The organism is Arthrobacter sp. Soil761 (genome assembly GCF_001428325.1).
In the GTDB taxonomy this organism is placed as follows: Bacteria; Actinomycetota; Actinomycetes; order Actinomycetales; family Micrococcaceae; genus Arthrobacter.
The window spans coordinates 330,502-356,191 of record NZ_LMSF01000001.1; the positions used below are offsets into that span (position 1 = coordinate 330,502).

At 67.8% G+C, this 25,690-nt stretch carries 25 protein-coding genes; 7 read left to right on the forward strand and 18 right to left on the reverse strand.

All coding sequences use genetic code 11. From position 1 onward, the window contains the following. Positions 1-38 precede the first annotated feature (38 nt). The gene (locus ASG79_RS01540) at positions 39-833 is read left to right on the forward strand and encodes a DedA family protein (RefSeq protein WP_043424767.1); all 795 of its coding nucleotides are present in this window, start codon (positions 39-41) and stop codon (positions 831-833) included. A 129-nt stretch (positions 834-962) separates the two neighbouring features. Here ASG79_RS01540 and rdgB read toward each other — a convergent pair whose 3' ends face one another. The 6 genes from rdgB to clpS form a co-directional block, all read right to left on the reverse strand. Further along, positions 963-1,610 carry an RdgB/HAM1 family non-canonical purine NTP pyrophosphatase gene (gene rdgB / locus ASG79_RS01545; RefSeq protein ID WP_018768375.1) on the reverse strand — a complete coding sequence of 216 codons (648 nt, stop codon included), beginning with the start codon at positions 1,608-1,610 and terminating at the stop codon, positions 963-965. After that, a complete protein-coding gene (rph, locus tag ASG79_RS01550; protein ID WP_026265632.1) occupies positions 1,607-2,365 on the reverse strand; it encodes a ribonuclease PH in 759 nt (252 codons plus the stop codon). Before rph ends, rdgB begins: the two co-directional genes overlap by 4 nt. 51 nt (positions 2,366-2,416) lie before the next feature. Continuing rightward, on the reverse strand, positions 2,417-3,214 hold the full coding sequence (locus ASG79_RS01555; RefSeq protein ID WP_018768377.1) for an MBL fold metallo-hydrolase: 798 nt from the start codon (positions 3,212-3,214) through the stop codon (positions 2,417-2,419). Continuing rightward, entirely contained in the window at positions 3,211-4,224 is a 1,014-nt protein-coding gene (murI, locus tag ASG79_RS01560) for a glutamate racemase (protein ID WP_018768378.1), read from the reverse strand. Before murI ends, ASG79_RS01555 begins: the two co-directional genes overlap by 4 nt. Before the next feature lie 123 nt (positions 4,225-4,347). Next, positions 4,348-4,914 carry a DUF2017 domain-containing protein gene (locus ASG79_RS01565; RefSeq protein WP_056387968.1) on the reverse strand — a complete coding sequence of 189 codons (567 nt, stop codon included), beginning with the start codon at positions 4,912-4,914 and terminating at the stop codon, positions 4,348-4,350. Further along, positions 4,907-5,290, reverse strand: a complete 384-nt coding sequence (clpS, locus tag ASG79_RS01570; protein ID WP_018768380.1) for an ATP-dependent Clp protease adapter ClpS — start codon at positions 5,288-5,290, stop codon at positions 4,907-4,909. Before clpS ends, ASG79_RS01565 begins: the two co-directional genes overlap by 8 nt. Positions 5,291-5,445: 155 nt before the next feature. Here clpS and ASG79_RS01575 point away from each other — a divergent pair, with 155 nt between their 5' ends. Then, a complete protein-coding gene (locus tag ASG79_RS01575) occupies positions 5,446-6,774 on the forward strand; it encodes a nicotinate phosphoribosyltransferase (protein WP_056387970.1) in 1,329 nt (442 codons plus the stop codon). Between the two features lie 9 nt (positions 6,775-6,783). Next, positions 6,784-7,416, forward strand: a complete 633-nt coding sequence (locus ASG79_RS01580) for an isochorismatase family protein (RefSeq protein ID WP_018768382.1) — start codon at positions 6,784-6,786, stop codon at positions 7,414-7,416. Between the two features lie 15 nt (positions 7,417-7,431). On the opposite strand, the gene ASG79_RS01585 is transcribed toward ASG79_RS01580, so the two are convergent. The 5 genes from ASG79_RS01585 to ASG79_RS01605 all read right to left on the reverse strand — a co-directional run bounded on the left by ASG79_RS01585 (position 7,432) and on the right by ASG79_RS01605 (position 12,811). After that, entirely contained in the window at positions 7,432-9,213 is a 1,782-nt protein-coding gene (locus ASG79_RS01585) for a DEAD/DEAH box helicase (protein WP_018768383.1), read from the reverse strand. Further along, positions 9,213-9,554, reverse strand: a complete 342-nt coding sequence (locus tag ASG79_RS01590; RefSeq protein WP_026265633.1) for a DUF3039 domain-containing protein — start codon at positions 9,552-9,554, stop codon at positions 9,213-9,215. The genes ASG79_RS01585 and ASG79_RS01590 overlap by 1 nt, the downstream gene beginning before the upstream one ends. 108 nt (positions 9,555-9,662) lie before the next feature. Next, positions 9,663-10,442 (reverse strand): glucosamine-6-phosphate deaminase, encoded by a 780-nt coding sequence (nagB, locus tag ASG79_RS01595; RefSeq protein WP_056387972.1) that lies wholly within the window; start codon positions 10,440-10,442, stop codon positions 9,663-9,665. 21 nt (positions 10,443-10,463) lie between these two features. Further along, on the reverse strand, positions 10,464-12,035 hold the full coding sequence (locus ASG79_RS01600) for a hypothetical protein (protein WP_056387973.1): 1,572 nt from the start codon (positions 12,033-12,035) through the stop codon (positions 10,464-10,466). After that, positions 12,017-12,811 (reverse strand): ABC transporter ATP-binding protein, encoded by a 795-nt coding sequence (locus tag ASG79_RS01605; protein WP_026265634.1) that lies wholly within the window; start codon positions 12,809-12,811, stop codon positions 12,017-12,019. Before ASG79_RS01605 ends, ASG79_RS01600 begins: the two co-directional genes overlap by 19 nt. Before the next feature lie 51 nt (positions 12,812-12,862). Here ASG79_RS01605 and ASG79_RS01610 point away from each other — a divergent pair, with 51 nt between their 5' ends. After that, entirely contained in the window at positions 12,863-14,737 is a 1,875-nt protein-coding gene (locus tag ASG79_RS01610) for a Na+/H+ antiporter (protein ID WP_026265635.1), read from the forward strand. 14 nt (positions 14,738-14,751) lie between these two features. On the opposite strand, the gene ASG79_RS01615 is transcribed toward ASG79_RS01610, so the two are convergent. From ASG79_RS01615 to ASG79_RS01630, 4 genes are read right to left on the reverse strand one after another with little or no spacing between them, the layout of a single operon-like run. Further along, a complete protein-coding gene (locus ASG79_RS01615; protein ID WP_056387975.1) occupies positions 14,752-15,036 on the reverse strand; it encodes a DUF3253 domain-containing protein in 285 nt (94 codons plus the stop codon). Between the two features lie 14 nt (positions 15,037-15,050). Next, entirely contained in the window at positions 15,051-16,148 is a 1,098-nt protein-coding gene (locus ASG79_RS01620) for an NADH:flavin oxidoreductase/NADH oxidase (protein WP_056387977.1), read from the reverse strand. Beyond that, the gene (locus ASG79_RS01625) at positions 16,148-17,140 is read right to left on the reverse strand and encodes a tetratricopeptide repeat protein (RefSeq protein ID WP_056388183.1); all 993 of its coding nucleotides are present in this window, start codon (positions 17,138-17,140) and stop codon (positions 16,148-16,150) included. The genes ASG79_RS01620 and ASG79_RS01625 overlap by 1 nt, the downstream gene beginning before the upstream one ends. 51 nt (positions 17,141-17,191) lie before the next feature. Beyond that, a complete protein-coding gene (locus ASG79_RS01630; RefSeq protein ID WP_056387979.1) occupies positions 17,192-18,865 on the reverse strand; it encodes a hypothetical protein in 1,674 nt (557 codons plus the stop codon). Positions 18,866-19,189: 324 nt separating this feature from the next. Here ASG79_RS01630 and ASG79_RS01635 point away from each other — a divergent pair, with 324 nt between their 5' ends. Further along, the gene (locus ASG79_RS01635; RefSeq protein ID WP_235509704.1) at positions 19,190-20,419 is read left to right on the forward strand and encodes an AI-2E family transporter; all 1,230 of its coding nucleotides are present in this window, start codon (positions 19,190-19,192) and stop codon (positions 20,417-20,419) included. A 37-nt stretch (positions 20,420-20,456) separates the two neighbouring features. Here ASG79_RS01635 and ASG79_RS01640 read toward each other — a convergent pair whose 3' ends face one another. After that, positions 20,457-21,254 carry an alpha/beta hydrolase gene (locus ASG79_RS01640; RefSeq protein WP_018768394.1) on the reverse strand — a complete coding sequence of 266 codons (798 nt, stop codon included), beginning with the start codon at positions 21,252-21,254 and terminating at the stop codon, positions 20,457-20,459. Positions 21,255-21,283: 29 nt separating this feature from the next. Then, positions 21,284-21,637, reverse strand: coding sequence for a hypothetical protein (locus ASG79_RS01645; RefSeq protein ID WP_026265638.1), 354 nt, complete (start codon positions 21,635-21,637; stop codon positions 21,284-21,286). Positions 21,638-21,756: 119 nt separating this feature from the next. Between ASG79_RS01645 and nucS the strand changes: the two genes are divergently transcribed. Together nucS and ASG79_RS01655 are read left to right on the forward strand one after the other, a co-directional pair. Next, entirely contained in the window at positions 21,757-22,452 is a 696-nt protein-coding gene (gene nucS, locus ASG79_RS01650) for an endonuclease NucS (RefSeq protein WP_018768396.1), read from the forward strand. A gap of 307 nt (positions 22,453-22,759) precedes the next feature. After that, positions 22,760-22,963, forward strand: a complete 204-nt coding sequence (locus ASG79_RS01655) for a cold-shock protein (protein WP_011692441.1) — start codon at positions 22,760-22,762, stop codon at positions 22,961-22,963. Positions 22,964-23,056: 93 nt separating this feature from the next. Here the strand turns inward: ASG79_RS01655 and ASG79_RS01660 are convergent, their stop codons facing one another. Further along, positions 23,057-25,669, reverse strand: coding sequence for a DUF2156 domain-containing protein (locus ASG79_RS01660; RefSeq protein WP_056388184.1), 2,613 nt, complete (start codon positions 25,667-25,669; stop codon positions 23,057-23,059). Positions 25,670-25,690: the final 21 nt, after the last annotated feature.

The window sequence follows — 25,690 nt, forward strand, 5'->3', positions numbered from 1 at the left end:
GACCGGTCAAGTACCCTTGAGAGGTGAACTTTCCTGTGATGAATGACCTCGCTGTGTCCATGCTGGTGGGTGCGGGACCGGTCCAGCCAAGAATGGCTTCCTTCCTGCCCGATTGGCTGAACCCCCAGGTCTTCCTGGCCGATCCCGCGCTCGCCCCCTGGGTGGTCCTGCTGGTGTGCGGCATCGTCTTCGCCGAAACCGGGCTGCTGGTGGGGTTCTTCCTCCCCGGAGACTCCATGCTGTTCACCGCCGGCCTGCTGGTGGCCACGGACACCATCAAGTTCAACATCTGGCTTTTGGCCCTCCTGATCGTGGTCTCGGCCATCATCGGCAACCAGACCGGCTACCTCATCGGTTCAAAGGCCGGTCCCGCCATCTTCAACAAGCCAAACTCCAAGCTCTTCAAGCGCGAGAATGTCGAAAATGCGCACGCCTTCTTTGAAAAGCACGGCGGCAAAGCACTGATCCTGGCCCGCTTCGTCCCCATCATCCGGACCTTTGTTCCTGTGATCGTCGGCGTGGCGCAAATGAGCAGGAGGAAATTCTTCCTCTACAACGTCATCGGAGCGGCACTGTGGGGCGGCGGTGTGACGCTGCTCGGTTACCTGCTGGGCGACAAAGTTCCGTGGGTCCGGGACAACCTGGACATCATCTTCATCGCCATTGTGCTGGTCTCGGTGATTCCCATCGGCATCGAGGTCCTGCGCGGCCTGTCCGCCAAGCGCCAGGCACAGGCCTACGGCACGGACGCGGTGGACGAGTTCATCGAGGAACACGAACCGGACGAGGAGCGGAAGACTCCCCGCAACAGCCACCGCGGCCGGCCGGAGTAGCAGCCTTCCCCGGCCAGACTGTAAAAGCCGGCCAGGCTGCAAAAGAAGGTGCGCATCCCGCCGGGATGCGCACCTTCTTTTGTTGGCTGGCCGTTTTGAAGTTGGCTGGCCTGTGGGCAGGAAGGTTCCCTAGCGGGCCGCCTCCAGGGCCGCCACAATGGACGGCAGGAGGGCCCGGAAGGCCTTGCCGCGGTGGCTGATGGCGTTCTTTTCCTCGGCGGACAGTTCGGCACAGCTGCGGTCCTCGCCCGCCGGCTGCAGGACGGGGTCGTAGCCGAACCCGCCGCTACCCCGGGGTTCGCGCAGCAGGATCCCCTCAAGCTGCCCGTACTCCACCACTTCGCGCCCGGGTCCGCCTCCGTCAGCGGGCACGGCCAGCGCGGCGGCGCACACGAATGCGGCGCCACGGTGTTCGTCCGGGACGTCGGAGAGCTGGTTCAGCAGCAGTTCCAGGTTGGCGGCGTCGTCGCCGTGGCGTCCTGCCCAGCGGGCGGAGAAGATGCCCGGAGCCCCGCCCATGACGTCCACGGCCAGCCCGGAGTCGTCGGCGATGGCCACCAGGCCGGTGGCGCCGGCGACGGCGCGGGCCTTCAGCAGCGAGTTTTCGGCGAACGTCACGCCGGTTTCGGCAACGTCCGGCGCACCCGCCGCCGCCGCGTCCACCACCTGGGTGTCGACGTCGAGCCCTGGCACCTGCCCGCGCAGCAGCTCACGGAGTTCGCGGAGCTTGCCCTTGTTGTGCGTGGCGAGCACCAGCCGGGGAGCCGGGCTGCTCACAGGGATTCCGCCAGGGTCTCGCGCTGGATGGCAGCGAGTTGGGCGGTTCCCAGCAGGGCCAGGTCAAGGAGCTGGTCCAGTTCCGCCCGGTCGAAGGGAGCGCCCTCGGCCGTGCCCTGCACCTCCACGAACTTGCCGGAGCCGGTCACCACCACGTTCATGTCGGTTTCAGCGCGGACATCCTCGACATAGGGCAGGTCCAGCATGGGAACCCCGTCGATGATGCCCACGGACACCGCCGCGATGGTGTCGATGATGGGCTGGGCGTTCCTGCCGATGAGCTGATTGTCGCGGGCGAACCGGATGGAGTCCGCCAGTGCCACGTAGGCACCGGTGATGGCCGCCGTGCGGGTGCCGCCGTCGGCCTGCAGGACGTCGCAGTCCAGCACGATCGTGTTCTCGCCCAGGGCCTTGGTGTCGATGATGGAGCGCAGCGAGCGCCCGATCAGGCGCGAGATCTCGTGGGTGCGGCCGCCGATCTTTCCTTTGACGGATTCGCGGTCGGACCTGGTGTTGGTGGCGCGCGGGAGCATGGCGTATTCCGCCGTGACCCAGCCGCGGCCCTCGCCCTTAAGCCAGCGCGGGACGCCTGGGGTCAGCGACGCCGTGCACAGGACCCTGGTGTTGCCGAACTCGATCAGTGCCGATCCCTCAGCCTGGTTGGACCATCCGCGGGTGATGCTGATGGGCCGGAGCTGGTCCGGGGCACGGCCGTCGGCGCGCACAATGGGCACTGCAGTTGCTTCAGATGTCATGCCCCTAGCTTATCGAGTGCCGGTGCATGGCTTGTCGGGGCGCCGGCGCGGCTAGATGGTGTAGTGCACGCCCGCTACGGCAACGGCCACGTCCCCGGGGAACACCGGGCGCGCTTCGGCCATGACAGTGGTCTGGGACGTCCATACCGGGATGTGGGTCAGCAGGAGCCGCCGGGCACCGGCCGCCGCTGCAGCCTCCCCCGCCCGCTTGCCGGTCAAGTGGACATCCTTGATGCCGGCGTCACGGCCCTCTTCGAAGGCTGCCTCGCACAGGAACAGGTCCGCGTCCTTGGCGGCTTCCTCAAGCCCCGCGCAGGAGTCCGTGTCGCCGGAATAGGTCAGGACCCGGGACACCGACGTGCCGTCCTTGCCGGGCTCCACCACCTCCACCCGGAGGGCGTAGGCCTCCTCAATGGGGTGGTTGACCGCGAAGGGCGTCACGGTGAAGGGGCCCACGGTGACGGATTCGCGTTCGGTCCAGTTGGTGAAGTCGAACTCCTCATGCATGCCGGGGTCCAGGTCAAGCCCATAGGCCGTGGCCATCCTGTCCGCCGTGGCGGCGGGGCCCCACACGGGAATGCGGCCGCGCCCCCACCCGCCGGGCTTCCAGCGGATGGCAACGTGCAGCCCGCACAGGTCCATGCAGTGGTCCGGGTGCAGGTGGGTGAGGAAGATCGCGTCGATGTCCTCCAGGTCCGTGTAGCGCTGGATGGCCCCCAGCGCGCCGCTGCCAAGGTCCATCACCACCTTCCACGACCGCTCACCGTCGGTGGCGGTCAGGAGGTAGCACGACGCCGGCGAGCCGGGCCCGGGGAACGAGCCCGTGCATCCCACGATGGTCAGCTTCACAGGGCGGGTCCTCCGGAGCGGCGAGCGTCGGCCAGTCCGCCGCCCACGAAGTTGGAGATCCTGGGGCGTTCGCGCGCGCCCTGCGCGGCGGCGATCATCTCAGGGGTGATCCGCGCCAGGCTGCCCGTAGGATACTGGGCGGCCACATGGTCCACGTGGCGGACGGACAGCACCTCGGGGCCCAGGAACCGCCGGGCCAGCGCCTCGAACTGCCCGGCGTCGCCGGTGGCCACAAAGTGGTGCTCGGGCGGGGTGGGGGACGTGCGCTGCAGGTTGTGCGTGGCAAGGGCGCGGTACACGTCCTTGGCGGTTTCCTCGGCGCTGGAGACCAGGGTGACATCCGCGCCCATGACGTAGGAAATCACGCCCGTCAGCAGCGGGTAGTGGGTGCAGCCCAGGACCACGGTGTCCACCCCGGCCGCCTTCAACGGGGCAAGGTACTCTTCCGCGACGGCGAGCAGGGCCGGGCCGGTGGTGATCCCGGCCTCCACGTAGCTGACGAACTCCGGGCAGGCGACAGAGGTGATGTCCAGGTCGGGCGCCGCGGCGAAGGTGTCCTCATACGCGCGCGAGCCCACGGTGGCCGACGTGCCGATCACGCCCACCCTTCCGCTGCGGGTGGCGGCAACGGCGCGCCGCACCGCGGGCTGGATGACTTCGATGACCGGGATGCCGTACTTGGCGGTGTACCGCTCCCGGGCGTCCCGGAGGACAGCGGCCGACGCCGAGTTGCAGGCGATGGTCAGCAGCTTGACGCCGGAGTCCACGAGTTCGTCCATCACGCCCAGGGCGTTGGCCCGCACCTCCGCGATGGGGAGCGGCCCGTACGGCCCGTGCGCGGTGTCCCCCACGTAGAGGATCGACTCGTTGGGAAGCTGGTCAATGATGGAGCGGGCCACGGTGAGGCCGCCGACACCGGAATCGAAGACGCCGATGGGACGGGTTTCCGGGGCGACGGCGGGGAACCCGCTGTCGGCGTCCGTGGGCTGTGTTTCCGCCGGTGGTTCCATGCTCGGGGCTGTAGTCATGATTATTCGAGGATAGGTGTTCCCGGAAGCGTCAGCCATCATCTTGTGTCCCGCGACTCATGTCTGCTGCGTCACAGCGGACGGCCTCCCCCTGGCCGCCGTGGCTCACCGGCGGGATTCCATGGACTGCAGCAGGGCCTGGACCAGGGACTCCTGGAGCCAGGTGGTGAAGTTGTAGACCAGGGCCAGATAGCTTTCCACGTCCTCGGCCTGGGACCAGTCCTGCATGCGGTGCACATGCTCGGCGTCGGCCTCGTCCCGGATGTCCAGCCGTTCGGCCAGGACCAGGCGCACATCGTTCAGCGCCATGGACCAGTGCTGCGCCCCCTCGGGGGTCAGCACGATCTCGTCCTTGTCCAGGTCCAAAGCCGCGGCGCGCAGGGCCCCGATCTTTGTCTCCCGCAGTGAACGCTCGGTGAGCTGGCGGAACTCAAGGGACGCGTCGCCGTCGTCCTTGACAACGTTGGGCAACAGCCGCTTGACGGCCCGGTCCGTGGGTTCTGCCACCTCCATGTCCAGGCCGATCAGTGCCGCCAGCGGGTCCTGCCCGGTGCGGTCCTCGGGCTGGAGCATGGAAATGACGTCGTCGATCAGGCTGCGCAGCAGGTCCCGTTCAGCCGGTTCCAGGTAGCCGGTGATGCCCTTGAGCCCGTATTTGAATGCCTTAGCCACGTTTTCCCTTACCCTGGCCCGGACCGCCGGACTTGCCTGATTTGCCGCCCGGACCGCCGCTGGCCTTTTCCACCGTGGCCCAGAGTCCGAAGCCGTGCATGGCCACGGCGTGGCGCTCCACCTGTTCCTTGCTGCCAGAGGCGACGATGGACCGGCCCTTCCGGTGGACTTCCATCATGAGCTTGTTGGCTTTGGTTTCCGAGTAGCCAAAGTAGCTTTGGAACACGTAGCTGACGTAGCTCATGAGATTGACGGGATCGTTCCAGATCACCAGGTTCCAGGGAATGTCCGGCGCGGTCAGGGAGTCGGTGGACTCTGCTGTGCCGGTCCGGATGCCCTCCTGTGTATCAGGGCCGGGCGCAACGCTTATGGTCATCTGTCCATTCTATGGGGAGGGTGGGCCCACRCCGGCGAGGGCCCCGCGGCGAAGCGAAGCGAGACGCGGGAGCCGGTGGGTGGGCCCACACCGGCGAGGGCCCCGCGGCGAAGCGAAGCGAGACGCGGGAGCCGGTGGGGACTAGAGTGACTTTCGTGAGCACCTCAGCCGGCTGGGACCATCCCCGCACGTCCTTTTACACCGACCATTATGAGCTGACCATGCTGCAGGCGTCGCTGCATTCAGGGGCTGCGCACCGCAGGTCGGTGTTCGAGGCGTTCGCGCGGCGGCTGCCCGACGGCCGGCGCTACGGCATTGTCGCCGGGACCGGACGCCTGCTGGAGGGCATTGCGCAGTTCCGTTTCGGCGACGCTGAACTGGAGTTCCTGGAGCGTACCCGCGTGGTGAACCGGGAGACGCTGGAGTACCTGGCCAACTATAAATTTTCGGGCGACATCTGGGGCTACGCCGAGGGCGACGCATACTTCCCCAACTCCCCCATCCTGATCGTCGAGGCCTCCTTCGCCGAAGCCTGCATTCTGGAGACCTACCTGCTGTCCGTCCTGAACCACGACACCGCCATCGCTTCAGCGGCTTCCCGGATGGTCAGCGCCGCCGGTGGCAGGCCCTGCATCGAGATGGGATCGCGGCGCACCCACGAGGAGGCCGCCACAGCGTCAGCCCGGGCGGCCATCATTGCCGGCTTTGACAGTACTTCCAACCTTGAGGCCGGCATCCGCTACGGCGTGAAGACCGTGGGCACCGCCGCGCACTCGTTCACGCTGTTGCACGACACTGAACGGGAGGCCTTCGAGGCCCAGATTGCCTCGCTGGGCGAGGGGACGTCCCTGCTGGTGGATACGTACGACGTCGAAAAGGCCGTCCGCACGGCCGTTGACCTGGCAGGGCCCCGCCTGGGCGCCGTCCGCCTGGACTCCGGCGACCTGGTGGCCCAGGCGCAGTGGGTCCGGCGGCTGCTGGACGACCTCGGCAACGACCACACCAAGATCGTGGTGACGTCCGACCTGGACGAGTACGCCATCGCTGCCCTGCAGTCGGCGCCCGTGGACTCCTACGGCGTGGGAACGTCGCTGGTGACCGGCTCCGGCGCGCCCACCGCCAGCATGGTCTACAAACTGGTCAGCCGCACCGACGACGACGGCAACTTCGTGTCCGTGGCCAAGGCGGCCAAGAACAAGGCAAGCGTGGGCGGGCGCAAGTACGCGCTGCGCAAGCTGGACGAACGTGGCACCGCCACCGCAGAGGTGGTGGGCGTGGGCCACCGGCCGGAGGACGACGGCAACGACCGTCCGCTGCTGCAGCAGTTCATGAAGAACGGCGAGGTAATCCCGGGCTGGACCGGACACGAGGGCGTGCTGCGGGCCCGGCAGCGCCACGCCGACTCCATGGCCGAGCTGCCGTCCGTGGTCAACCGCCTGCAGCGCGGCGAGGCCGCCATCCCCACTCTCTACGAGGAAAACTAAGGAGCACCAATGTCCCGCGCTTTGATCATCGTGGACGTGCAGAACGATTTCTGCGAGGGCGGATCGCTCCCCGTTCCCGGCGGCGCGGCCGTGGCAGGCGCCATCAGCGAGTACCTGGACGCCCACAACAGCGAATACGACTATGTGGTTGCCACCCAGGACTGGCACGTGGACCCCGGCAGCCACTTCTCGGACACACCCGACTTCAAGGAGAGCTGGCCGCCGCACTGCGTGGCGGGCACCCGCGGAGCGGACCTTCATCCGGACCTGGACACCGAGTACATCGATGCCTACTTCCGGAAGGGGCAGTTCGCCGCCGCCTACTCAGGTTTCGAGGGGCTGCTGGCCCCGGAGGATGCCGTTCCCACCGGGGAACGGAACGCCGGCGGCCTGCCCGCCGCCAGGGAGGCCCTCGAGCCCGATGAAGACGCCATCGGCCTCGATGACTGGCTGCAGAGCCACGACGTGGAGGACGTGGTGGTGGTTGGCATTGCCACCGACTACTGCGTGAAGGCCACCGCGCTTGACGCCGTCCAGGCCGGCTACGGTGTCACGGTGCTGCGGTCGCTGACCGCCGGCATCGCCGAGGACCTGGAAGACGCCGTTGCGGAAATGGAACTCGGCGGGGCGGACATCGCCTGATTCCTGGGAGTGCCGCTACTTGCGGCCCACGAACCAGTCCTGGAGCTTGCGCAGCCGCGACTTCAGCTGCTCCTCGTTGGCCTGCGCCACGGGAGGGCCGCCGCAAACCGTGCGGAGTTTAGTGTGCACCACGCCGTGGGGCGTCCCGGTCCGGGCAGCCCAGGCGGCCACGTTCTTGGCCAGTTCGTTGCGCAGGTCCATCAGCATCCGGTGGTCGGGAACGGCCGGGGCCTGGCTTTCGGCGGCGGCCGGTGCCTTCCGGTTCTTCCGGTTCAGCTGCTCGTGCTGGCGCTGGCGCAGCAGCGTACCCACCTGCTCGGCGTCCAGCAGGCCGGGGATCCCCAGGAAGTCCAGTTCGTCGTCGGACCCTACCTCGCCGCCGGTGCCGAACTCGCCGCCGTCGAACAGGACCCGGTCAAAGGAGGCCTGGGAGTCCAGTGCCTCGAACTTGCCCTTGGTGAGGCTGTCGGAGGCCTTTTCTTCCCGGTTGGCCTCCTCCATCAGTGAGTCTTCGGGGTTGAAAAGCCCGTCGCCGTCCTCTTTTTCGGGGCGGTCCAGGGCGTGGTCGCGCTCCATCTCCATGGAATTGGCCAGAGCCATCAGCTGGGGAACGGACGGCAGGAAGACCGACGCCGTTTCGCCCCTCTTGCGGGCACGCACGAAGCGCCCCACGGCCTGGGCGAAGAACAGCGGCGTGGACGTCGAGGTGGCGTATACGCCGACCGACAGCCGGGGCACGTCAACGCCTTCGGAGACCATGCGCACGGCCACCATCCAGCGCTTTTCGCCGGCGGAGAATTCCTCGATCTTGCTGGAGGCCTTGGCGTCGTCGGACAGGATGACGGTGGGCGACTCGCCGGTGATCTTCTTCAGCTGGCCGGCGTAGGCCCGGGCGTCCTCGTGGTCGGTGGCGATGACCAGGCCGCCGGCGTCCGGGACGGTGCGCCGGACTTCGCTGAGCCTTTTGTCCGCGCCGGCCAGGACCGCTGGGATCCACTCCCCCGCGGGATTGAGCGCGGTCCGCCAGGCGTGGCTGGTGATGTCCTTGGTCACCGCTGCCTCGCCGAGGGACGCCGCCATTTCCTCGCCCGCGCTGGTGCGCCAGCGCATCTGGCCGGAGTAGGCCATGAACATCACGGGCCGGACCACGTGGTCCCGGAGCGCGTTGCCGTAGCCGTAGGTGTAGTCGGCCTTGGAGCGCCGGATCCCGTCCCGGTCCTCGGCGTACTCCACGAACGGGATGGGCGAGGTGTCGGAGCGGAACGGCGTACCGGTCAGCGACAGGCGGCGCACGGCGGGATCGAATGCCTCGCGCAGGCCGTCGCCCCAGGACAGGGCTTCGCCGCCGTGGTGGATCTCGTCCAGGATCACCAGGGTCCGGGCAGCTTCAGTCTTGGCCCGGTGCAGCAGCGGTTTGCTGGCCACCTGGGCATAGGTGACGGCGACGCCGATGAAGCCGCGGCCGTGCTGGCCGTCGGAGTTCTTGAAGTTGGGGTCGATGGCGATCCCCACCTTGGCGGCAGCATCCGCCCACTGGCGCTTCAGGTGGTCCGTGGGCGCAACGATGGTCACCCGGTTAACGGCGCCGGAATCGATGAGCGTGGAGGCGATGCGCAGCGCGAAGGTGGTTTTACCGGCGCCCGGGGTTGCCACCGCAAGGAAGTCGCGGGGACTGTTCTTCAGGTAAAGGTCAAGGGCTTCCTGCTGCCAGGCACGGAGTTTCGGGGCGGTTCCCCAGGCTGCGCGTTCCGGATACGCCGGAGGCAGGGTGGGACCGCCAAAGAGCGTCTCCGTCACTACTTGTTGCTGCCCGAGTCCCCTCCGGGACCCTTGCCGCCGTCATTGCCCGGCCGGAGGCCCTCGTAGACCTCCTTGCACATGGGGCAGACCGGGAACTTCTGCGGATCCCGTCCCGGCGTCCAGACCTTGCCGCACAGGGCGATGACGGGCTCCCCGGTCAGCGCGGACTCCATGATCTTTTCCTTCCGCACATAGTGCGAAAAGCGCTCCCGGTCCCCGGGTTCCACTTCCTGGCGCAGTTCCTCGCGCTCAATGGTGGCCGTGGACGATCCAGCCCCGGAAAGCTCGCGCATCGGGTCGTTGTCGAGAGGGTCCGTCATGCTAGTCATGGCATCCATCTTAGCCGCTCCCCCGGCCCGGCGTTCGACGGCGGCACGCCCGCGCGGAGGCCCCGCACCGGCCGCCGTCGTACTTTTTCATCGCCGGCGGCAACGCGCGTAAGGCGGCTAGAGTCCCTGCCACGAAGGCTTGTTTTCATAGGTGTGGCGGTAGAAATCTGCCAGTTTGAGGCCGGAAGCGGCGGCCTCGTCCAGCAGGACGGTGGCGTGTGGATGGAACTGCAGGACGGATGCGGGGCAAATGGCAGCCACAGGTCCCTCCACGAAGTCGCGGACGGCCCGGGCCTTTTGCGCCCCCGTGGCCACCAGGATCACATGTTTGGCCTCCATGATGGTGCCCAGTCCCTGGGTGATGACATGGTGCGGTACCTCCGCAAGGTTGTTGAAGAACCTGGCGTTGTCGCGGCGGGTCTGTTCGATCAGGCTCTTGATCCTGGTCCGGGAGGCAAAGGAGGAGCCCGGTTCGTTAAAACCGATATGTCCGTCGGTGCCCACGCCCAGCAGCTGCAGGTCCACGCCGCCCGCCGCGGTGATGGCTTGCTCGTAAGCGTCGCAGGCGGCGGGGATGTCGGATGCAGTTCCATCGGGGCCGTGGACGTTCCCGGGCGCAATGTTCACGCGGCTGGTGAATTCCCGCCGGACCACCTCGCGGTAGGACTCGGGGTGGCCCGCGGGCAGGCCCACGTATTCATCCAGGGCAAAGCCGGAGGCGCGGCTGAAGTCCAGGCCCTGTCCATGCCGGGCCGCCAGTTCGTCATAGACAGGCAAGGGAGAGGACCCCGTGGCCAGGCCAAGGACTGCGCCGGGCTTGCGCCTGATCAGTTTCTCTATGGCGTCCGCCGCGAGTTTGGCGATCTGCCGGCTGCCGCCAAGGATCACGATTTCCATGTTGTTCCTTTCCGGGAACTGTCAGCGGTTGACGGTAACCTGCGCCAGGAGCTCCGGCCCCCGCGCCTCGAGCCACTTGCCGCCCAGCCGCATACCGGCCAGGAAAAGGACCATGCCCAAAACGGTCCCCACGGCGAGGGTGAGCCAGCCGAACAGGACGTTGCCGGTGACAGCCTGTGCCACCAGCAGCGCTGCCTCGGGCAGGACCAGGACCATCAGGACCAGCATTCCAACGAACTGAACGGCAAGGGTTTGGCCCACGTTGCCCGGTGGCTTCTTGAACGGACTGTCGCCCGGAAGCGGCACGGTCACCGTGTAGCGGGCCGACACCACCGAGGACAGCCCCAGGCCGGTGAAGAGGATCCCCAGGCTGAACCCCAGCTGGCCGGGCAGCGCGGCCCAGTTGCGGGTGAATGCCGCGTAGCCCACCGAGAACACCAGCACCACGGGCAGGGCGAAGGTCAGGCAGGCCAGGGCCCGGCCCAGCCGGTCAGCCACCCCGCGGACCCCGGTGGCCAGGTGCAGCGCAAACGCCGTGTTGTCGTACGAGACGTCCGCGGAGATGGACCAGGCCAGGATGAAGGCCGACACCGGGGCAAGGAAGGCAAGGCTGCCATAGCTGCCGGTCTGGGCCCCCTGGACACCCAGCACCACCGGAAGCAGCGGGATCACCACCAACGATCCCGAATACCGCGGGTCCCGGATCCAGTAGGTGAGCGACCTGGCCATCACCGCGCCCGCCGGGGTGGCCGGCAGCACGCCGAACAGGCCCAGCCGGCCGCCCTTGCGCTTCCCGGCACCGGCGTACGGCGGGGTGACCAGCGCCCGCTCGAGCAGGAGCTTCCAGCACCAGGCCAGGGCGCCGAGGACCGCCACCGAAACCAGCAGTTTCACCGCCGCCTGCCCGGGCCGGCCTGATGCGATGTCGCCACCGAGGGACCACGGTGCCCCGAGCGGCGTCCAGGACAACGTCCCGGCGAACCCGGGCAGGAATCCGGTGGAAGCGGAGATGCCACGGCCAACCCCTGCCACGATGGGGCCCAGCAGGACAAGCGGCACCATGAAGGCGATGGCGCTGATGTCCTTGAAGCGCCGCGAGGCAGCCAGGCTTGCCGTGGCGGTGGTGACCACCTTGGCCAGCACCACGCAGGTCATGACACCCAGGCATGCGCCAAGGAGGGCGGCAAGCGCGGGGAGCACGCCGCGGGACCAGGTCACCACCGTGGACAGGGCCACGAGCGTGGTGGCCAACCCCGGGATGCCGATCAGTCCGCCAAGGGCGAGGCCGGTGAGCATCTGCTTCATGGGAATGGCAAAGGTGGTGAAGGGCGCCGGATCGAGCGTCATGTCCGTGGCGGATGCCACCACCGGAATGATGCCCCAGCCAAGCACGGCGGCGGAGCCGCCAAGGACGATTGTGGTGTGCGCGGCGGCGGGGCCGGCGTTGCGCAGGAGGACAAGGGCGATGATCAGTGTTGCCACAACCCCCAGCGCGTAGAGCCCCGCAATGGCCATGCCCACCAGCTGCCAGGGGCTGCGGCGCAGTCCGTTGCGCAGCAGCGTGAGCTTGAGCCTCAGAAGGTGCGCAACCATTCCAGCCCTTCCGTGTGGCTGTGGCCTCCGACCAACTGCACGAAACGGTCCTCCAGCGAGGCGCCGGCCCGCACCTCGTCCACGGTTCCTGCGGCCAGCAGCCTGCCCCGGGCCACCACGGCGACGTGGTCGCACATGCGCTGGACCAGGTCCATCACATGGCTGGAGACGATGACCGTTCCACCGGAGGCGACGTACCGGTCCAGGATGGACCGGATGTTCGCCGCCGACACCGGGTCAACGGCTTCGAAGGGCTCGTCCAGGACCAGCAGCCTCGGGGCGTGGATCAAGGCCGAGGCCAGGGCGATCTTCTTTGTCATGCCGGCGGAATAGTCCACCACCAGCGTCCCGGCGTCCTGGGCCAGGTCCATTGCCGCCAGCAGCTCCCCTACCCGGGCGGCCACCACGGCTTTGTCCATGCCGCGCAGCAGCCCGGCGTACGTGATCAGCTGCTCCCCGGTGAGCCGGTCGAAGAGCCGGACGCCGTCGGGCAGGATCCCCATCAGCCGCTTGGCTTCCAGCGGGTGCCGCCACACATCCACCCCGTGCACCACCGCCGTGCCGAAATCGGGACGCAGGAGGCCGGTGGCCATGGACAGCGTGGTGGTCTTGCCCGCACCGTTGGGCCCCACGATCCCGAAAAACGAACCCGCCGGGACCTCCAGGCTGATGCCGTCCACCGCGATCTTCCCGCCGAACCTTTTGGCCAGCCCGCGGATGGACAGGGCCGCCACGGGCCCCGTATTCGGCGCCGGGGACGGTATCGGAGCAGTCATGCTGCCAGCCTAGTCCGCGGACCGGGGCTTCGGGGGTGCGAAACTAGCCCCATGGGTATTGCGTTGGGCCTGCTGGTGATCGTTGCTGTGGTGTGCGCCGGCAGCGCCGTGGGCCGCAGGTTCAATATCCCGGTTCCGCTGCTGCTGGTCCTGGCCGGGGTGGCGGGATCGTTCCTGCCATTCATTCCGCCCGTCGAGCTGAACCCCGAACTGGTGTTGGTCGGCCTGCTGCCGCCGCTGCTGTACGCGGCCGCGTTCCGCACGTCGCTGTTCGACTTCAAGAGCAACCGCCGCTCCATCGGATTGCTGTCCGTTGGCTACGTCATCTTCGGCACCGTGGGAGTCGGGTTGGTGGTGTGGTGGCTGTTCCCGGAAATCCCGCTGGCCGCAGCCATTGCGCTTGGCGCGGTGGTGGCGCCGCCTGACGCGGTGGCGGCTACGGCCATTGCACGGAAGGTGGGGATGCCCCGCCGGATCGTGAACATCCTGGAAGGCGAGTCACTGGTCAACGACGCCACGGCACTGGTGTGCCTGCGTGCTGCGGTGGCGGCCATCGCGGGCTCCGTCTCCGCCCTGGATGTGGCGGGTGGATTTGTGGTGGCGGCCGGCGGCGGCCTGGCGGTGGGACTGGCCGCAGCGTACCTCCTCACCGAAGTCAGGAAGCGGATCAGCAACGTTGCCATCAACACCTCAACATCTCTGATGGCACCCTTCGTTGCGTTCCTCCCCGCCGAGGCGATCCACGCGTCCGGGGTGCTCGCCGTCGTCGTAACCGGCCTGGTGATGGGCACCAAGGCGCCGTCCATGCCCAACGGCGCCGCGCGGCAAAGCGCCCGGAGCAACTGGGACACCGTCCAGTTCCTGCTGGAGAACGCCGTGTTCCTCCTGATCGGCCTGCAGGTGCGGAGCATCATCGACAGCGTCCAGGACGATTCGCTGGGTGCCGGCCGGGTGTGGCTTGGCTGTGCCGTGATCCTGCTGGCGGTGCTGGTGCTGCGGCCCGTCTGGGTTTTTCCGGCCACGTACCTGCCCCGGCTGATCCCTTCCGTGCAGCGGAAAGACCCCGCGCCGCCCTGGCAGTTCCCGGCCATTGTGTCCTGGGCAGGCATGCGCGGCGTGGTTACCCTTGCCGCCGTCCTGACGCTGCCGGACGACCTGGAGCACCGCAACGTACTGGTCCTGGCGGCCATGGTGGTGGTGGCAGGCACCCTGGTGCTGCAGGGATTCACGCTGCCGGCCCTGGTCCGGGTCCTGGGGCTGCCGGGACCGGACAGGCGCGAGGACGCGCTGAACCAGGCCGCGCTGATGCAGCTGGCCACCGCGGCGGGAATGGAGCGGCTGGAGCAGCTGCGGCGCGAGAACGACCCGCCCGAGGTCATGGATATGCTCCGGCGCCGGACCCAGGAGCGGGGACTCGCGGCCTGGGAGCGCCTGGGCAGGCCGGCCGCGGAGTCGGCCACCCCCAGCCAGCGTTACGCCCAATTGCGGATGGCCATGCTGGAGGCTGAGCGGGACAAGGTGCTGGAGCTTCGGCGTGGCGGGGACTTCGCGCATGAAGTCCTCAGTGAGGTCCTGGAACGGCTGGATGTGGAGGAGTCCATGCTTGATGCCTCCCTCAACGAACCCGACGCCGCCACAGAGGGCGGCGGCGAAGGACTTGCCCAGCCGGGCGGCGTGTGCGACCACCTGACCGCCGCCATGCCGTCGCCGGTTCCGGCGAACCCCACCTGTGCCGGGTGCGAACGGGAAGGGACCACACCGGTACACCTGCGAATGTGCCTGGCCTGCGGAAACATTGGCTGCTGCGATTCCTCGGCGGGACGGCACGCCAGCCGCCATTTCAAGGAAGCCGGCCACCCGGTCATGCGCAGCATTGAACCCGGTGAGGACTGGCGCTGGTGCTACGTGGATGACCTGCTCGGCTGAAGCAGGCCGGGTACTTAGTTCGGGGGCACTTTCCGGAGCCTGATCGGACCCCTGGCCGTACCCGGATCAACGACGGAACCGCCTTGGGTGATGTGGACCTGCCCTGCGTCCACCAGGCGGCGTGCGGCGGCCCGGGCGGGTTCCATGAGCCGGCGCCAGTCATCTCCGCCCACGGCCCTGGCAGCATCAGAGGGGCAGATGGTGGCCGTGTCCGCACGGGATGCCAACAGTTCCAGGATCTTCGCTTCCAGCTGCCGGTCAACCTTGGTTTGCGGCCCCGTTCCGCCAGGATGCGCCATGCCGGACGCCACGGTCAGAAGGCACGCCGCGGGATGGCCCGCTCGTACTGGGGCGGCCAGGCAATGTCGTAACCCAGTTCGAAGGCGGCCCGCAGCCACCAGTGGGGGTCGCGCAGCGCCGCGCGCGCAGTGAAGACGCCGTCGGCCTGGCCGGTGGCAACGGCGTGCTCCGCCTGCCCGGGCGTGGTCACCAGCCCCACCGTGCCGGTGGCGACTCCTGCCTCCTCGCGGATGGCTGCGGAGAATCCGGTTTGATAGCCCAGGCCCGGCTTGATCTGCTGGTGCGCCACGGCCCCGCCGCTGGAGACATCCACCAGGTCCACGCCGCGGGCGGCCGCCTCGCGGGCCAGCCGCACCGACGCCGCCTGGTCCACGCCGCCCGGCGCCCAGTCTGTGGCAGAGATCCGGAGCAGCAGGGGCATGGAATCGGGAATGACAGCGCGGACGGCGTCCACCACGGCCAGCATGAGCCGGTTCCGACCGGTTTCGTCCCCGCCCCAGTCGTCGTCACGCTGGTTGATCAGCGGGCTCTGGAACTGGTGCAGGAGGTAGCCGTGCGCCCCGTGGATCTCCATCGTGTCAAAGCCGGCGTCCACCGCACGCACGGCGGCAGCGGCAAAATCGGCAATGACGCCGTGGATCTGTTCCACGGTCATGGCGGCAGGCGCCGCATAGCCCTCGAATGCGGTGGTGGACGGGCCCACGGTGTCCCAGCCGCCGTCGGACGCCGGAACGCTCCCGTGCTTGCCCGAAAACGGCCAGTACGTTGACGCCTTGCGGCCGGCGTGGGCCAGCTGCACGCCGATCCTGGTGCCGGCGGTACCGTGCCGGTGGACAAAGGAGATAATCCGCTGCCAGGCCGCCGCCTGGTCGTCGTTGTAGAGGCCGGCGTCGCGGGGACTGATCCGGCCGGCGGCGTTTACTGCCGCGGCCTCCGTGAGGATCATCGCGGCGCCGCCCGTGGCAAACCCGCCAAGGTGCACCAGGTGCCAGTCGTTCGGAACGCCCGGGGCGTCGTCGGGATCGCAGCTGTACTGGCACATGGGCGATACCCAGCCACGGTGCTGCAGCTCCATGGACCGCAGCGTCAGCGGCTGGAACAGGGCCGGCACTAGAACAGCACCCGGGCAAGCGCCTGCCGCGACTTTGCTACCCGCTCATCACCCGCGCCCACGATGTCGAACAGCTCCAGCAGCCGTACCCGTGCGGTCTCCCGCTCCGGGCCGAAGTTCCTGCCGATGAACGCCACCAGCCGGTTCAGTGCATCCTCGACGTGGCCGCCGGCCACGTCGAGGTCCGCCACGCCGAGCTGTGCCGCCAGGTTGTCCGGCTCATCCGCGGCCTGCGCACGCAGCGCCTCGCTGTCCTGGGCCGACAACGACTGCAGCCGGTCCATCAGTTCCACCTGCGCCAGGCCGGCCTTGGCCTCATGGTCGGCCGGCATCTCCTTGAGCGCCTGGCGGTAGGCCGCAGCTGCGGCGGCGTAGTCGCCGGCCTCAATGGCGTCAAAGGCGGCCTGGTGCAGCGGCGGCAGCGGCGCGGGCTCCTGTTCCCCGCCCGCTTCCCCGCCAAGGCTTCCGGTGACCCCGTTCGCTGCAGCCACCTTGAGGAGTTCGTCGAAGAGGCTGCGCACCTGCTCTTCTTCCGCGCTGCCCTGGAAGAGCGGCACCGGCTGCCCCTTCAAGACGGCGACCGCGGTGGGAACGGCCTGCACCTGGAAGGCCTGGGCCAGCTGCGGGAAGGCCTCGATGTCTGCTGCGCCAAGGACCAGGCGTCCACCGTACGAGGCAACCACGCGCTCAAGGGTCTCGAGCATCCTGCCGGATTCGGGCGAGTACGGGGCCCACAGGGCGAACACCACGGGGACCTGGGCGGACAGTTCCACCAGCTGCTGGAAGTTTGCCTCGGTGACGTTGATCTTGAGTTCGGGGCCGCCGGCGGGTGCGTCCGGCTGGTCGCCCCGGGGCGCTGTTGCAGGGCCGGACGGGGCGGCAGGCCCGGACGGGGCGGCCGGGCGCTTCAGCGAGGAAAGGTCGACGGCGCCGCGCAGGTTAACCGGGTTGGCAGCGGCAGGAGGGACTGGGCGGGAAGCTGGCGAACTCATGTTTCCCACTCTAGCCACTCCGGCCGCTGCCGGTGGTAATACAGCCAGGCCCTACTTGAAGGTGGCTCCGACCAGGCCGCGGGTTGCGGCGACGAGCTTCATCGGGTCCGTGGATCCTGCCGGCGGCACATAGACCGCCATGGATTCCGCGAAGCTCAGCACCATGCCGGTGGTGGTTTCCTTGCCGCCGGCCAGGGCTGCCGCATCGTCGCCGATGCTCAGCTTGTCACCGGCCGCCTTGGGGGTGCCCTCGAAGCCAAAGTTGATCCGGCCCAGGACCAGGGCCCCGCCGTCCGAGGTGCGGAACACCACGGTGCTTTCGGGGACCACCTTGTGAGTGAAGGAGAAGTTGCCGTTTTCGCCTGCCTTCGCCACCTCAGCCTGGTAGGACAGGGTATCGGCGATATACGGCGAGGACTGGCCCTCGACCAGCTTGTCCTTGAACGGCGAGTCCGCCGACGTGAGCCTGTCGGCCAGGCCGGACATTGCTTCCTCGCCGCTGTAGAGCAGCCCGCTCTTGTCCGCTGCGGAAAGCGTCTCGGTACCGCCGCGGCTGATGTTCGGGAAGGTGGTGCCCGGCTGCAGCGGCGTGGTTTCCATGAGCTTGTAGTTTTCCCGCGGCGACTGCTGGACCAGGGTCAGGATCTGCGGAACGACGTTGCCTTCGCCCTGGGTCACGGCCAGCACCGAGCGGGGCCAGTCACGATCGCTGGTAACGACGGTGGTCAGCAGCTTGGTGGAACGTACGGGCATGCGCGGCTCGTAAGTGCCCACCTGGGAGCGGATCTTGTAGTTCTGGGTACGGACTTCCAGTTCCGGTCCACCCACGCGGTCCGCCAACTTGGCCGCATCCTTGGCGGCGTCGCCGGCGTCGGTGGCGCTGGAGACCTGCTCCAGGATCCGGCGGAACTGGGCGTCCAGCAGGACCGGCGATCCCGCGGCTTGCTTCGCCGTGGATGAGGCGCTGCCGGACGGCAGCGGGCTTGGACTGGCGGCCTGGGCAGCAGTGGCGGATCCGGCCAGCAGGGCGGCAACCACGCCGGCCGCCACCATGGTGGCCTTGGAAGAGGAGGACGACGACGGGGCCTGGCCCTGCGTTTCGGCGTTCCGTGCACGGGCGCGGCGGGCGTAGCCGCTGTCACCGCCCTCGCCGTCCTTCCGGCGGGCTGAAAGCAGTCCCAGGACAATTCCGCCCACGATCAGCAGGCTGCCCAGGACCATCAGCGGGACCGCCCAGGGGGTGGACGTGTCGTTGGGGAAGGTCATGGAGACAGAAGCCGGGGCGGCCTTGGTGCCGTCGGAAGCGAGGAGCAGGCTCCAGTCACCGTCGGCGGGCGGGGTCCAGGTGTATTCAAGCTCGCCGCTGGCATTCTCATTGGAAACCCAGAGGTCGGAACCGGCCGGGTTGGGGGCGGTCCCTTCGCCGTCGGCGTGCTCAACCACGAGTGACTTTTCGTCTTCGGTGACGCCGGTGATGGTGTTGTGGGCCGTCTGGCCCACCCAGGCGCTCACGTCATCGGGCCGTCCCGTGGCCAGCATGAAGTTGCCGTCGCCCTGGACGGTGATCTTGACGGTTCCGTCATGCAGGGTGCGCAGCTTCTGGTCGATGACCGTCAACGGCGCGCCGGCGGCATCCGCCGGCACGGACGCTGTGAACGTCTCGGATGGAGCCCAGATGGTTCTCTGGCCGATGCCGGCCAAAAGTGTCAGGAGGCCGAGCAGCACAAGTGCGGCTGCAGTCTTTAAACGCAAGGGAAACACCTATCATCAGCGGGGGTTTGCCTTCAATAGTAACCTTTTTGTTACCAGGAGCCCCTTTTTGCCCGTTCCGGCCCCTCTTCCGAAGACCTCCGGGCGGTGGCTTCGGCTCCCGGTGACAAGCCTGCTGATAGTGTTTGCGATGATCATCACATTGGCCCGCGCACACGGAGCCACGCACGGAACAGGCCCCCAAAACCAGTGACTGACAAGACGGACCCATCCTCGGCGGCAACTGGAAATCCCGGGGATTCCAGGGGCCCTGTCCCTGCGACGGTGCCTCCCCTGGGAATGGCAGCGGCAGCCCACCGCAGGGGCACGGCAGCGGCTGCACTCGGCCAGGTGGTCCGCAGGCTCCGCCAGCCCTTGCCCGGAGCACAGCCCAGGCTTCGGTTCGAAATGCCCCCGGAATACACCGGGCAGGTTCCCCAGACGGACCACGGCGGTGACGAGGAACCCCAGTTCGGCCACCCCGGGCCGCGCATGTCCCCCCAGCATCCCCTGTACATGGGCTTCATGGGGACAGTGGGCGTGGGACTGGCGCTGCTGGTCTACTGGATCGGTTCCCACACCACGCAGCTGCTGCTGTGGATCGTGGCGGCGCTGTTCATCGCCCTGGGACTTGAACCCGTGGTGGGCTGGCTCGAAAACAGGAAGATCCCCCGGCCCGCCGGCATCCTTGTCTCCGTGGCTGTCCTCATGGGCGCCGTCGTCGGGTTTTTCGCCACTCTTATCCCCACCATTGTTGAACAGGTGTCGGAGATCGTGCGGCAGGCGCCGGACTGGGTGCGCAGCTTCATGGACTCGGACTTCTTCCGCAGCCTCGATGACCAGTTCGGCGTGCGGGACCGCATCACCGAGGAACTGGACAAGTTCGTCAATGACCCGGCGGCCATGGGCGGCATTTTCGGCGGCGTGGTGGGATTCGGATCCACCGTGGCCAACGGGCTCTTCGGCACCCTCATTGTCCTGGTGCTGAGCCTGTACTTCCTGGCAGCGCTGCCGGCGATGAAGAAGTGGGGCTACAGGCTGGCCCCCCGCTCCCGCCGCAAACGGGTGGCCGCCCTCTCCGAGGAGATCACCCGGTCAGTGGGAAACTACGTCATCGGCCAGGCATGCGTGGCCCTCCTCAACGCCACTTTCGCCTTCGTGGTGATGTCCATCGTGGGCATCCCCTTTGCCCTGCTGCTGGCGTTCGTGGTGGTCCTGCTCGCTTTCATCCCGCTGGTGGGCGGCATGATCGCAGGCATTGTGGTGATCCTTGTATCCCTCACCCAGGGCTGGCAGGCGGCCGCCATCTACGCCATCTGCTATTTCGCGTACCTGCAGTTCGAGGCCTACTTCATCTCGCCGCGCATCATGCAGAAGGCAGTTGCCGTGCCCGGTGCCGTGGCGGTGATCTCCGTGATTGCCGGCGGAAGCCTGCTGGGCGTGCTCGGTGCGCTGATCGCCATCCCCACTGCCGCAGCGGTCCTGCTGCTGCTCCGGGAAATCTATATCGTCCGGCAGGACCAGCACTGACCCGCTGGCCCCCGCACGTCGTTCCCTGCGGGGCCGCTTAGGCGCCGGCCGTCGCCGCCGGCCCTTCCCATTCCTGCGGCAGCGGTGCTGCGGCGGCATCTGGACTGACAAGCGCCACGATGTCGTTCAGGACCCGTGCGGCGTACTTCTCCCCCACCCACAGATGCTTGGCCCCGGCCACGCCCACTACGCGGGCCTGCGGCACCAGGCTGAACCTTGCGGTTGCCTCGGCAGGCTGGAGGAAGTCGTCGTGCTCCGGCACCAGGACGGTGAGGGGCTTGCCGGATTCGGCCCACAGCTGCAGGTGCTTGTCCGTGGCGCGGTGCAGCGGAGGCGACAGCAGCACCGCCCCCTCGATCTGTGGGGCCACCGGCTCCACGGCGCCGTACATCAGCGCAAGTTCGGTCCCGAACGACCAGCCCACCAGCCAGCGGTTGGGCAGGCCCCGCTCAACGGCGAAGCGCACGGCTGCCTCGACGTCGTGCCGCTCCCCTATCCCTTCCTCGAACGCGCCGCTGCTGGCACCCCGGGGGGAGGCCGTACCCCGGGTATTGAAGCGCAGCACCGCGATGCCCGCCAGCGCCGGCAGCCGGTAGGAGGCCTTGCGGTACACATGGGAATCCATGAAGCCACCGTGCGTCGGCAGCGGGTGGAGCGTGATCAGCGTTGCCTTGACGGGGCCGGATTCCGGCAGTGCCAGCTCGCCCACCAGCGTGTGGCCGTCCTCCGTCTGCAGCTCGATGTTCTCTCGACGGGCGGGCAGGACGGTGGAGGCACGGATGGGGACAGGGCCCCCGGCCTGGGTGAAGTGGTACGACGCCGGATCAAAAGTCATGACTGCCAGCTTAGCGACAGCGGGCGGCGTCAGCGGTACCGGTAGCTGCGCGTCATCCAGCAGTTGGTGTGCCAGTGCCGCCGCTCGGCCAGCCCGGCGGCGGCACCAAAGAGGTGGTCGTCCTTCCAGACCACCAGGTGTGCGACGCCGGGCAGCACGGCGGTGGAGCATTCCGGGCAGATGTAGGTCTTCTCAGCATTCCTGGCGGTCATGGTCCGTACCATCCACTCGCCGTCCGGGGCGCTCTCGCGGCGGGCGATACCGGCCCGTGCCCGTTCCAGGTCCAGTTCGGGAATGTCCCCGCTCCTCTTTCCTCCTGCGCCCCTGCCGGAAGCGGAACCCTTGCCGGAAACAGGACGGCGGGGACGGTTGGAACGCGGCATGTATCCATTCTGCCCCAGGCCGCCCACTCCCCTGTCCCGCTCCTTGCCGCCGCTTCCGATGCACCCGGCGCCCCGCCGTCGGACATGGCCTGCGGAGCCCACGCGATAGTCTGTACGGCGTGCGACTTGTCATAGCCCATTGCTCCGTTGATTACGTTGGCCGGCTCAAAGCCCATCTCCCCCTCGCCACCCGGCTCCTGCTGGTCAAGGCGGACGGCTCCGTGCTGGTCCATTCCGACGGCGGTTCCTACAAGCCGCTGAACTGGATGAGCCCGCCTGCCACGCTGCGGGTTTCTTCCCCCGACGAAGTGGACCTCGAACTTGGCGTGGTGGAGCAGTGGACGGTGCAGTCGGCCAAGACCGATGACCGGCTCATCATCAATATCCACGAAAAGATCAGCGAGTCCTCCCACGACCTGGGCGTGGATCCAGGACTGATCAAGGACGGGGTGGAGGCGGACCTGCAGCGGCTGCTCGCCGAGCAGATCGAGACGCTTGGACAGGGCTACTCCCTCATCAGGCGCGAGTACTTCACCGCCATTGGGCCCGTGGACATCCTGGCGCGCGACGCGGACGGCGCCACCGTGGCCATTGAGCTCAAGCGCCGGGGCGACATTGACGGCGTGGAGCAACTGACCCGGTACCTGGAGCTGCTCAACCGCGACCCTTTGCTGGCACCGGTCCGGGGAATCTTTGCGGCCCAGCAGATCAAGCCGCAGGCCAAGGTGCTGGCAAACGACCGCGGGATCGACTGCATAACGCTGGACTACGACGCCATGCGCGGAGTGGACGACAGCGAATCCCGCCTCTTCTAGTTTTTGCCTTTGTTGCTTTAGGCACTTAATTGCCCGGCATTCGGTGCAGGCTTCAGCGACATCTCTTTTTTACCTAAATTTTGTCCTTTTTGTCCTCCGGCCCGTTGACCTGCGGGAACGGGCATGAAATTCTTATCTCAGTCTTTGTGTAGGTGTTTTTCATGCTCGCAAGACATGTTGCGAGCGCGAAGCTCCTGCAGCGCCGGACCTCCCATCGGGGAAAGGCAATCAGGATTCTTCTCGCGGAGTGACCAAGGTCGGCACGAGGTGTGCCGGTCTTAAAAAGTTCCACAATGAGGAGAAATAAATGGCACAGGGAACCGTCAAGTGGTTCAACGCTGAAAAGGGCTTCGGCTTCATCACCCCGGATGACTCCGATGGCGATGTCTTCGTTCACTACTCCGAAATCCAGACCGGCGGCTTCAAGACCCTCGACGAGAACCAGCGCGTTCAGTTCGAAATCGGCCAGGGCGCCAAGGGTCCCCAGGCTACCGGCGTAACGCTGGTCTAGTACCGCCCGGCCGCTTCCCGCGGCTGTCAGCGAATCAAATGGTCCCCGGCAGGATTGCCGGGGACCATTTTTTATGCCGGCGTTGCTGCCGCCTCAGGTCACCAGTTTGCGCACCAGCCGGGCGCCCTGCGCCAGGGAAAGACCGGGGAGGTAGGCGCGGGTCAAGGCCCTGCCGATGGCGGGCAGGTGCAACGGATCCTGGTAGTACAGGTAAAGCGCCCGGTACTCCGGCTTGAACCGGGACTTGAAGGCCGCCAGGGAGCGGAAGCCGTAGACCGGCTCAAGCGCGTGGCCCACCAGGTCCAGGATCCTGACCAGGTTCTGCGCGCCCTCATCGGGGGCGCCCTCCTGTTGCCCTGCGTCCTCGCCCCCGCCGGGGCCCCCGGCGCCTGTTCCCTCAGCGCCCGTTCCCCCGGCGCCTGTTCCCTCCGCGCCTGTTCCTGTTCCCCGCTCCGGCTGGGCATCGGGACGGCTGGCCAGCGGCGAACCCGACAGGGAGATCACGTCCACGGAATCCCGCAACTCCAGTACGGCGGAGGCAATCAGGAATTCCATCACCCCCGGAAATCCTTCACTGCCGCGGCGCATGACATCCAGGGTCCTGCTTACCAGCCGCCCGCCGTCGTACACGGGCAGCCAGCTGGTCACGCCGTGGACCACGCCGTGGCCGTCCACGGCCAGGCAGCACAGGACCTCCTCGTCGTCGAGCTCGTCCACTCCCCCCAGCGTGAAGCCCATTTCCGGAACGGACTTGCCGGCCGCCCATTCCTCGGACACTTCGTTCAGCCTTAGCCGGAGCGTTGCGGGCAGCGAATGGTAGGAGCCCCAGACGGCATGGACGCCCAGCTTCGCGGCGCGGTTCAGGGCGGTCCTGACGTTCTGCCATTCCTTGCCTTTGAACTCAAGCTCGTTCAGCGCCAGCCGGGTCTCCTGGGCCACGGCCACGCGGGAGAAGCCGCGTTCCCTCAGTACCGGCCACATGGTGTCGTCGCAGGAATACAGCGCCGGTATCAGGGCCTGGCTGCGGCAGTAGTCCAGGAAGCCTTCGGTGACCCGCTGCTCGGCCTTGCGGTCACCGAATGCACCGCCCAGGGTCAGGGCCACGGTCCCATGCTGCTGGAAGGCCATGCCGCCTGCGCCGTCCGGGCTGAACCAGTACGTGTTGGGCTCCCACAGTGCCATCCAGGACAAGGGTCCGCCGCCCTGGTGGAGCAGTTCCCGGGCGCGGCTGCGGTCCTGCCGTCCGAAGTGGAGGCCGTGGTGCCGGCCCACCAGCACCCACAACACCGCCGCCAGGGCCACGAGCCAGAACACCGGTCCCGAGTAGGCGAACAGCAGTGCTTCGGCGCTGTCGCGTTCCGGGAAGACCCGGCGGAAATTCTGCGGAATGGGCACCGGGACGTACTGCCGGGCCAACTCGGCGAAAAGGCCCAGCAAGCCGCCGTCACGGGACAGTCCGCCGGACCAGAACCAGGCCACGGTATATGAGCTGGCCAGCACCAGCCAGGTTCCGCAGACCACCGCGGCGAGCGTCCGCCGGGCGCCCGGACGCGTCTGCACGCGGAACTGCCGCCGGTTCAGCCACAGGACCACTGCCAGCAGCAGCGGAACCACCACGAGCGGCAGCACATGTGCGAAGGCCGAGGACAGCGGCGTTGCATGCGTGCCCTGCAGGCGTGAGGGAACAAGGGCGAACAGTGCCAGGTAGACCGCGGCGAGGGCGGTGACAGCCAACTGGATGGCCAGCGCGATGTTCAGGGCCAGCCGGCGGCCCCGGCGCATGCCGTCCGCGCAGATCAGCAGCAGGAGGACCGGCACCACGGCCAGCGCCAGGCCGAACGGGCCGGCAAACCCTGCCCTGCCCGTTTCCAGGCAAGTGGCGTCAACGGTGGCGCCGCAGTTGAAGATCAGTTGGTTCAGCGTGGGCATCGGGCTCAGGACGACGTCCCGGAGCAAAGCCAGCGGGCCGGTTGGCGCACGCGTGATTCCGGTCAGGATGGGACCCACCGCGAACACGGCAACGGTCAGGGCCAGGAGGTTCCTGGTTTCCCGGCCCGTTGACCGGTGACGGTGAAGCCGCCCCTGGTCCCCCTGGATCCACCAGCCTGCAAGGAGGCCAAGAAGGGCGCCGATGAGGCCAATGACGGTTTCGGCGTGCCCCACGTACAGGACCAGCAGCAGGGAAATGGACAGCACCACGGTGCGGAGCCGGCGCTGCCACAGCAGCGTGATCCGGGCACTGGCCGCAAGCCCGGCAACAAGCACCGGGGCATACGGACCGATGAGCCTGTCATCCACCATCCGGTCCAGCCAGCCGTCGCCCACATACACGGCCAGCTGGGTTACCAGGAGGAACACCGTGACGGCCGCGAATTGCCCGCCAAAGAACAGTCCGACGGCGGCCCGCCGGCCAAGCTTGCGCTCCGCCAGGCCCAGCAGCAGCACGATCATCAGCGACGCGGCGAGGTAGGCGAGCGGGTTGGTGGCGAAGAAGGCGCTGGTGAACAGCGTCCACCACTGCCCGCTGCGCAGGCCGGGGCCGCTGACCGAGGCCAGGCCCAGGAGCTGCTCAGGCGGCCCGTCAAGGAAGCTTCCGGTCAGGGCAGCGGCCGCAAGGAAGGCAACCAGCACGCCCAGGGTGAAGGGCATGGATTTCAGCGTGAGCAGCGCCTGCTGGACTGCCGGACGTCCGACGGCGGCCCACATCAGGGCGGCCGTGCGTTCCGG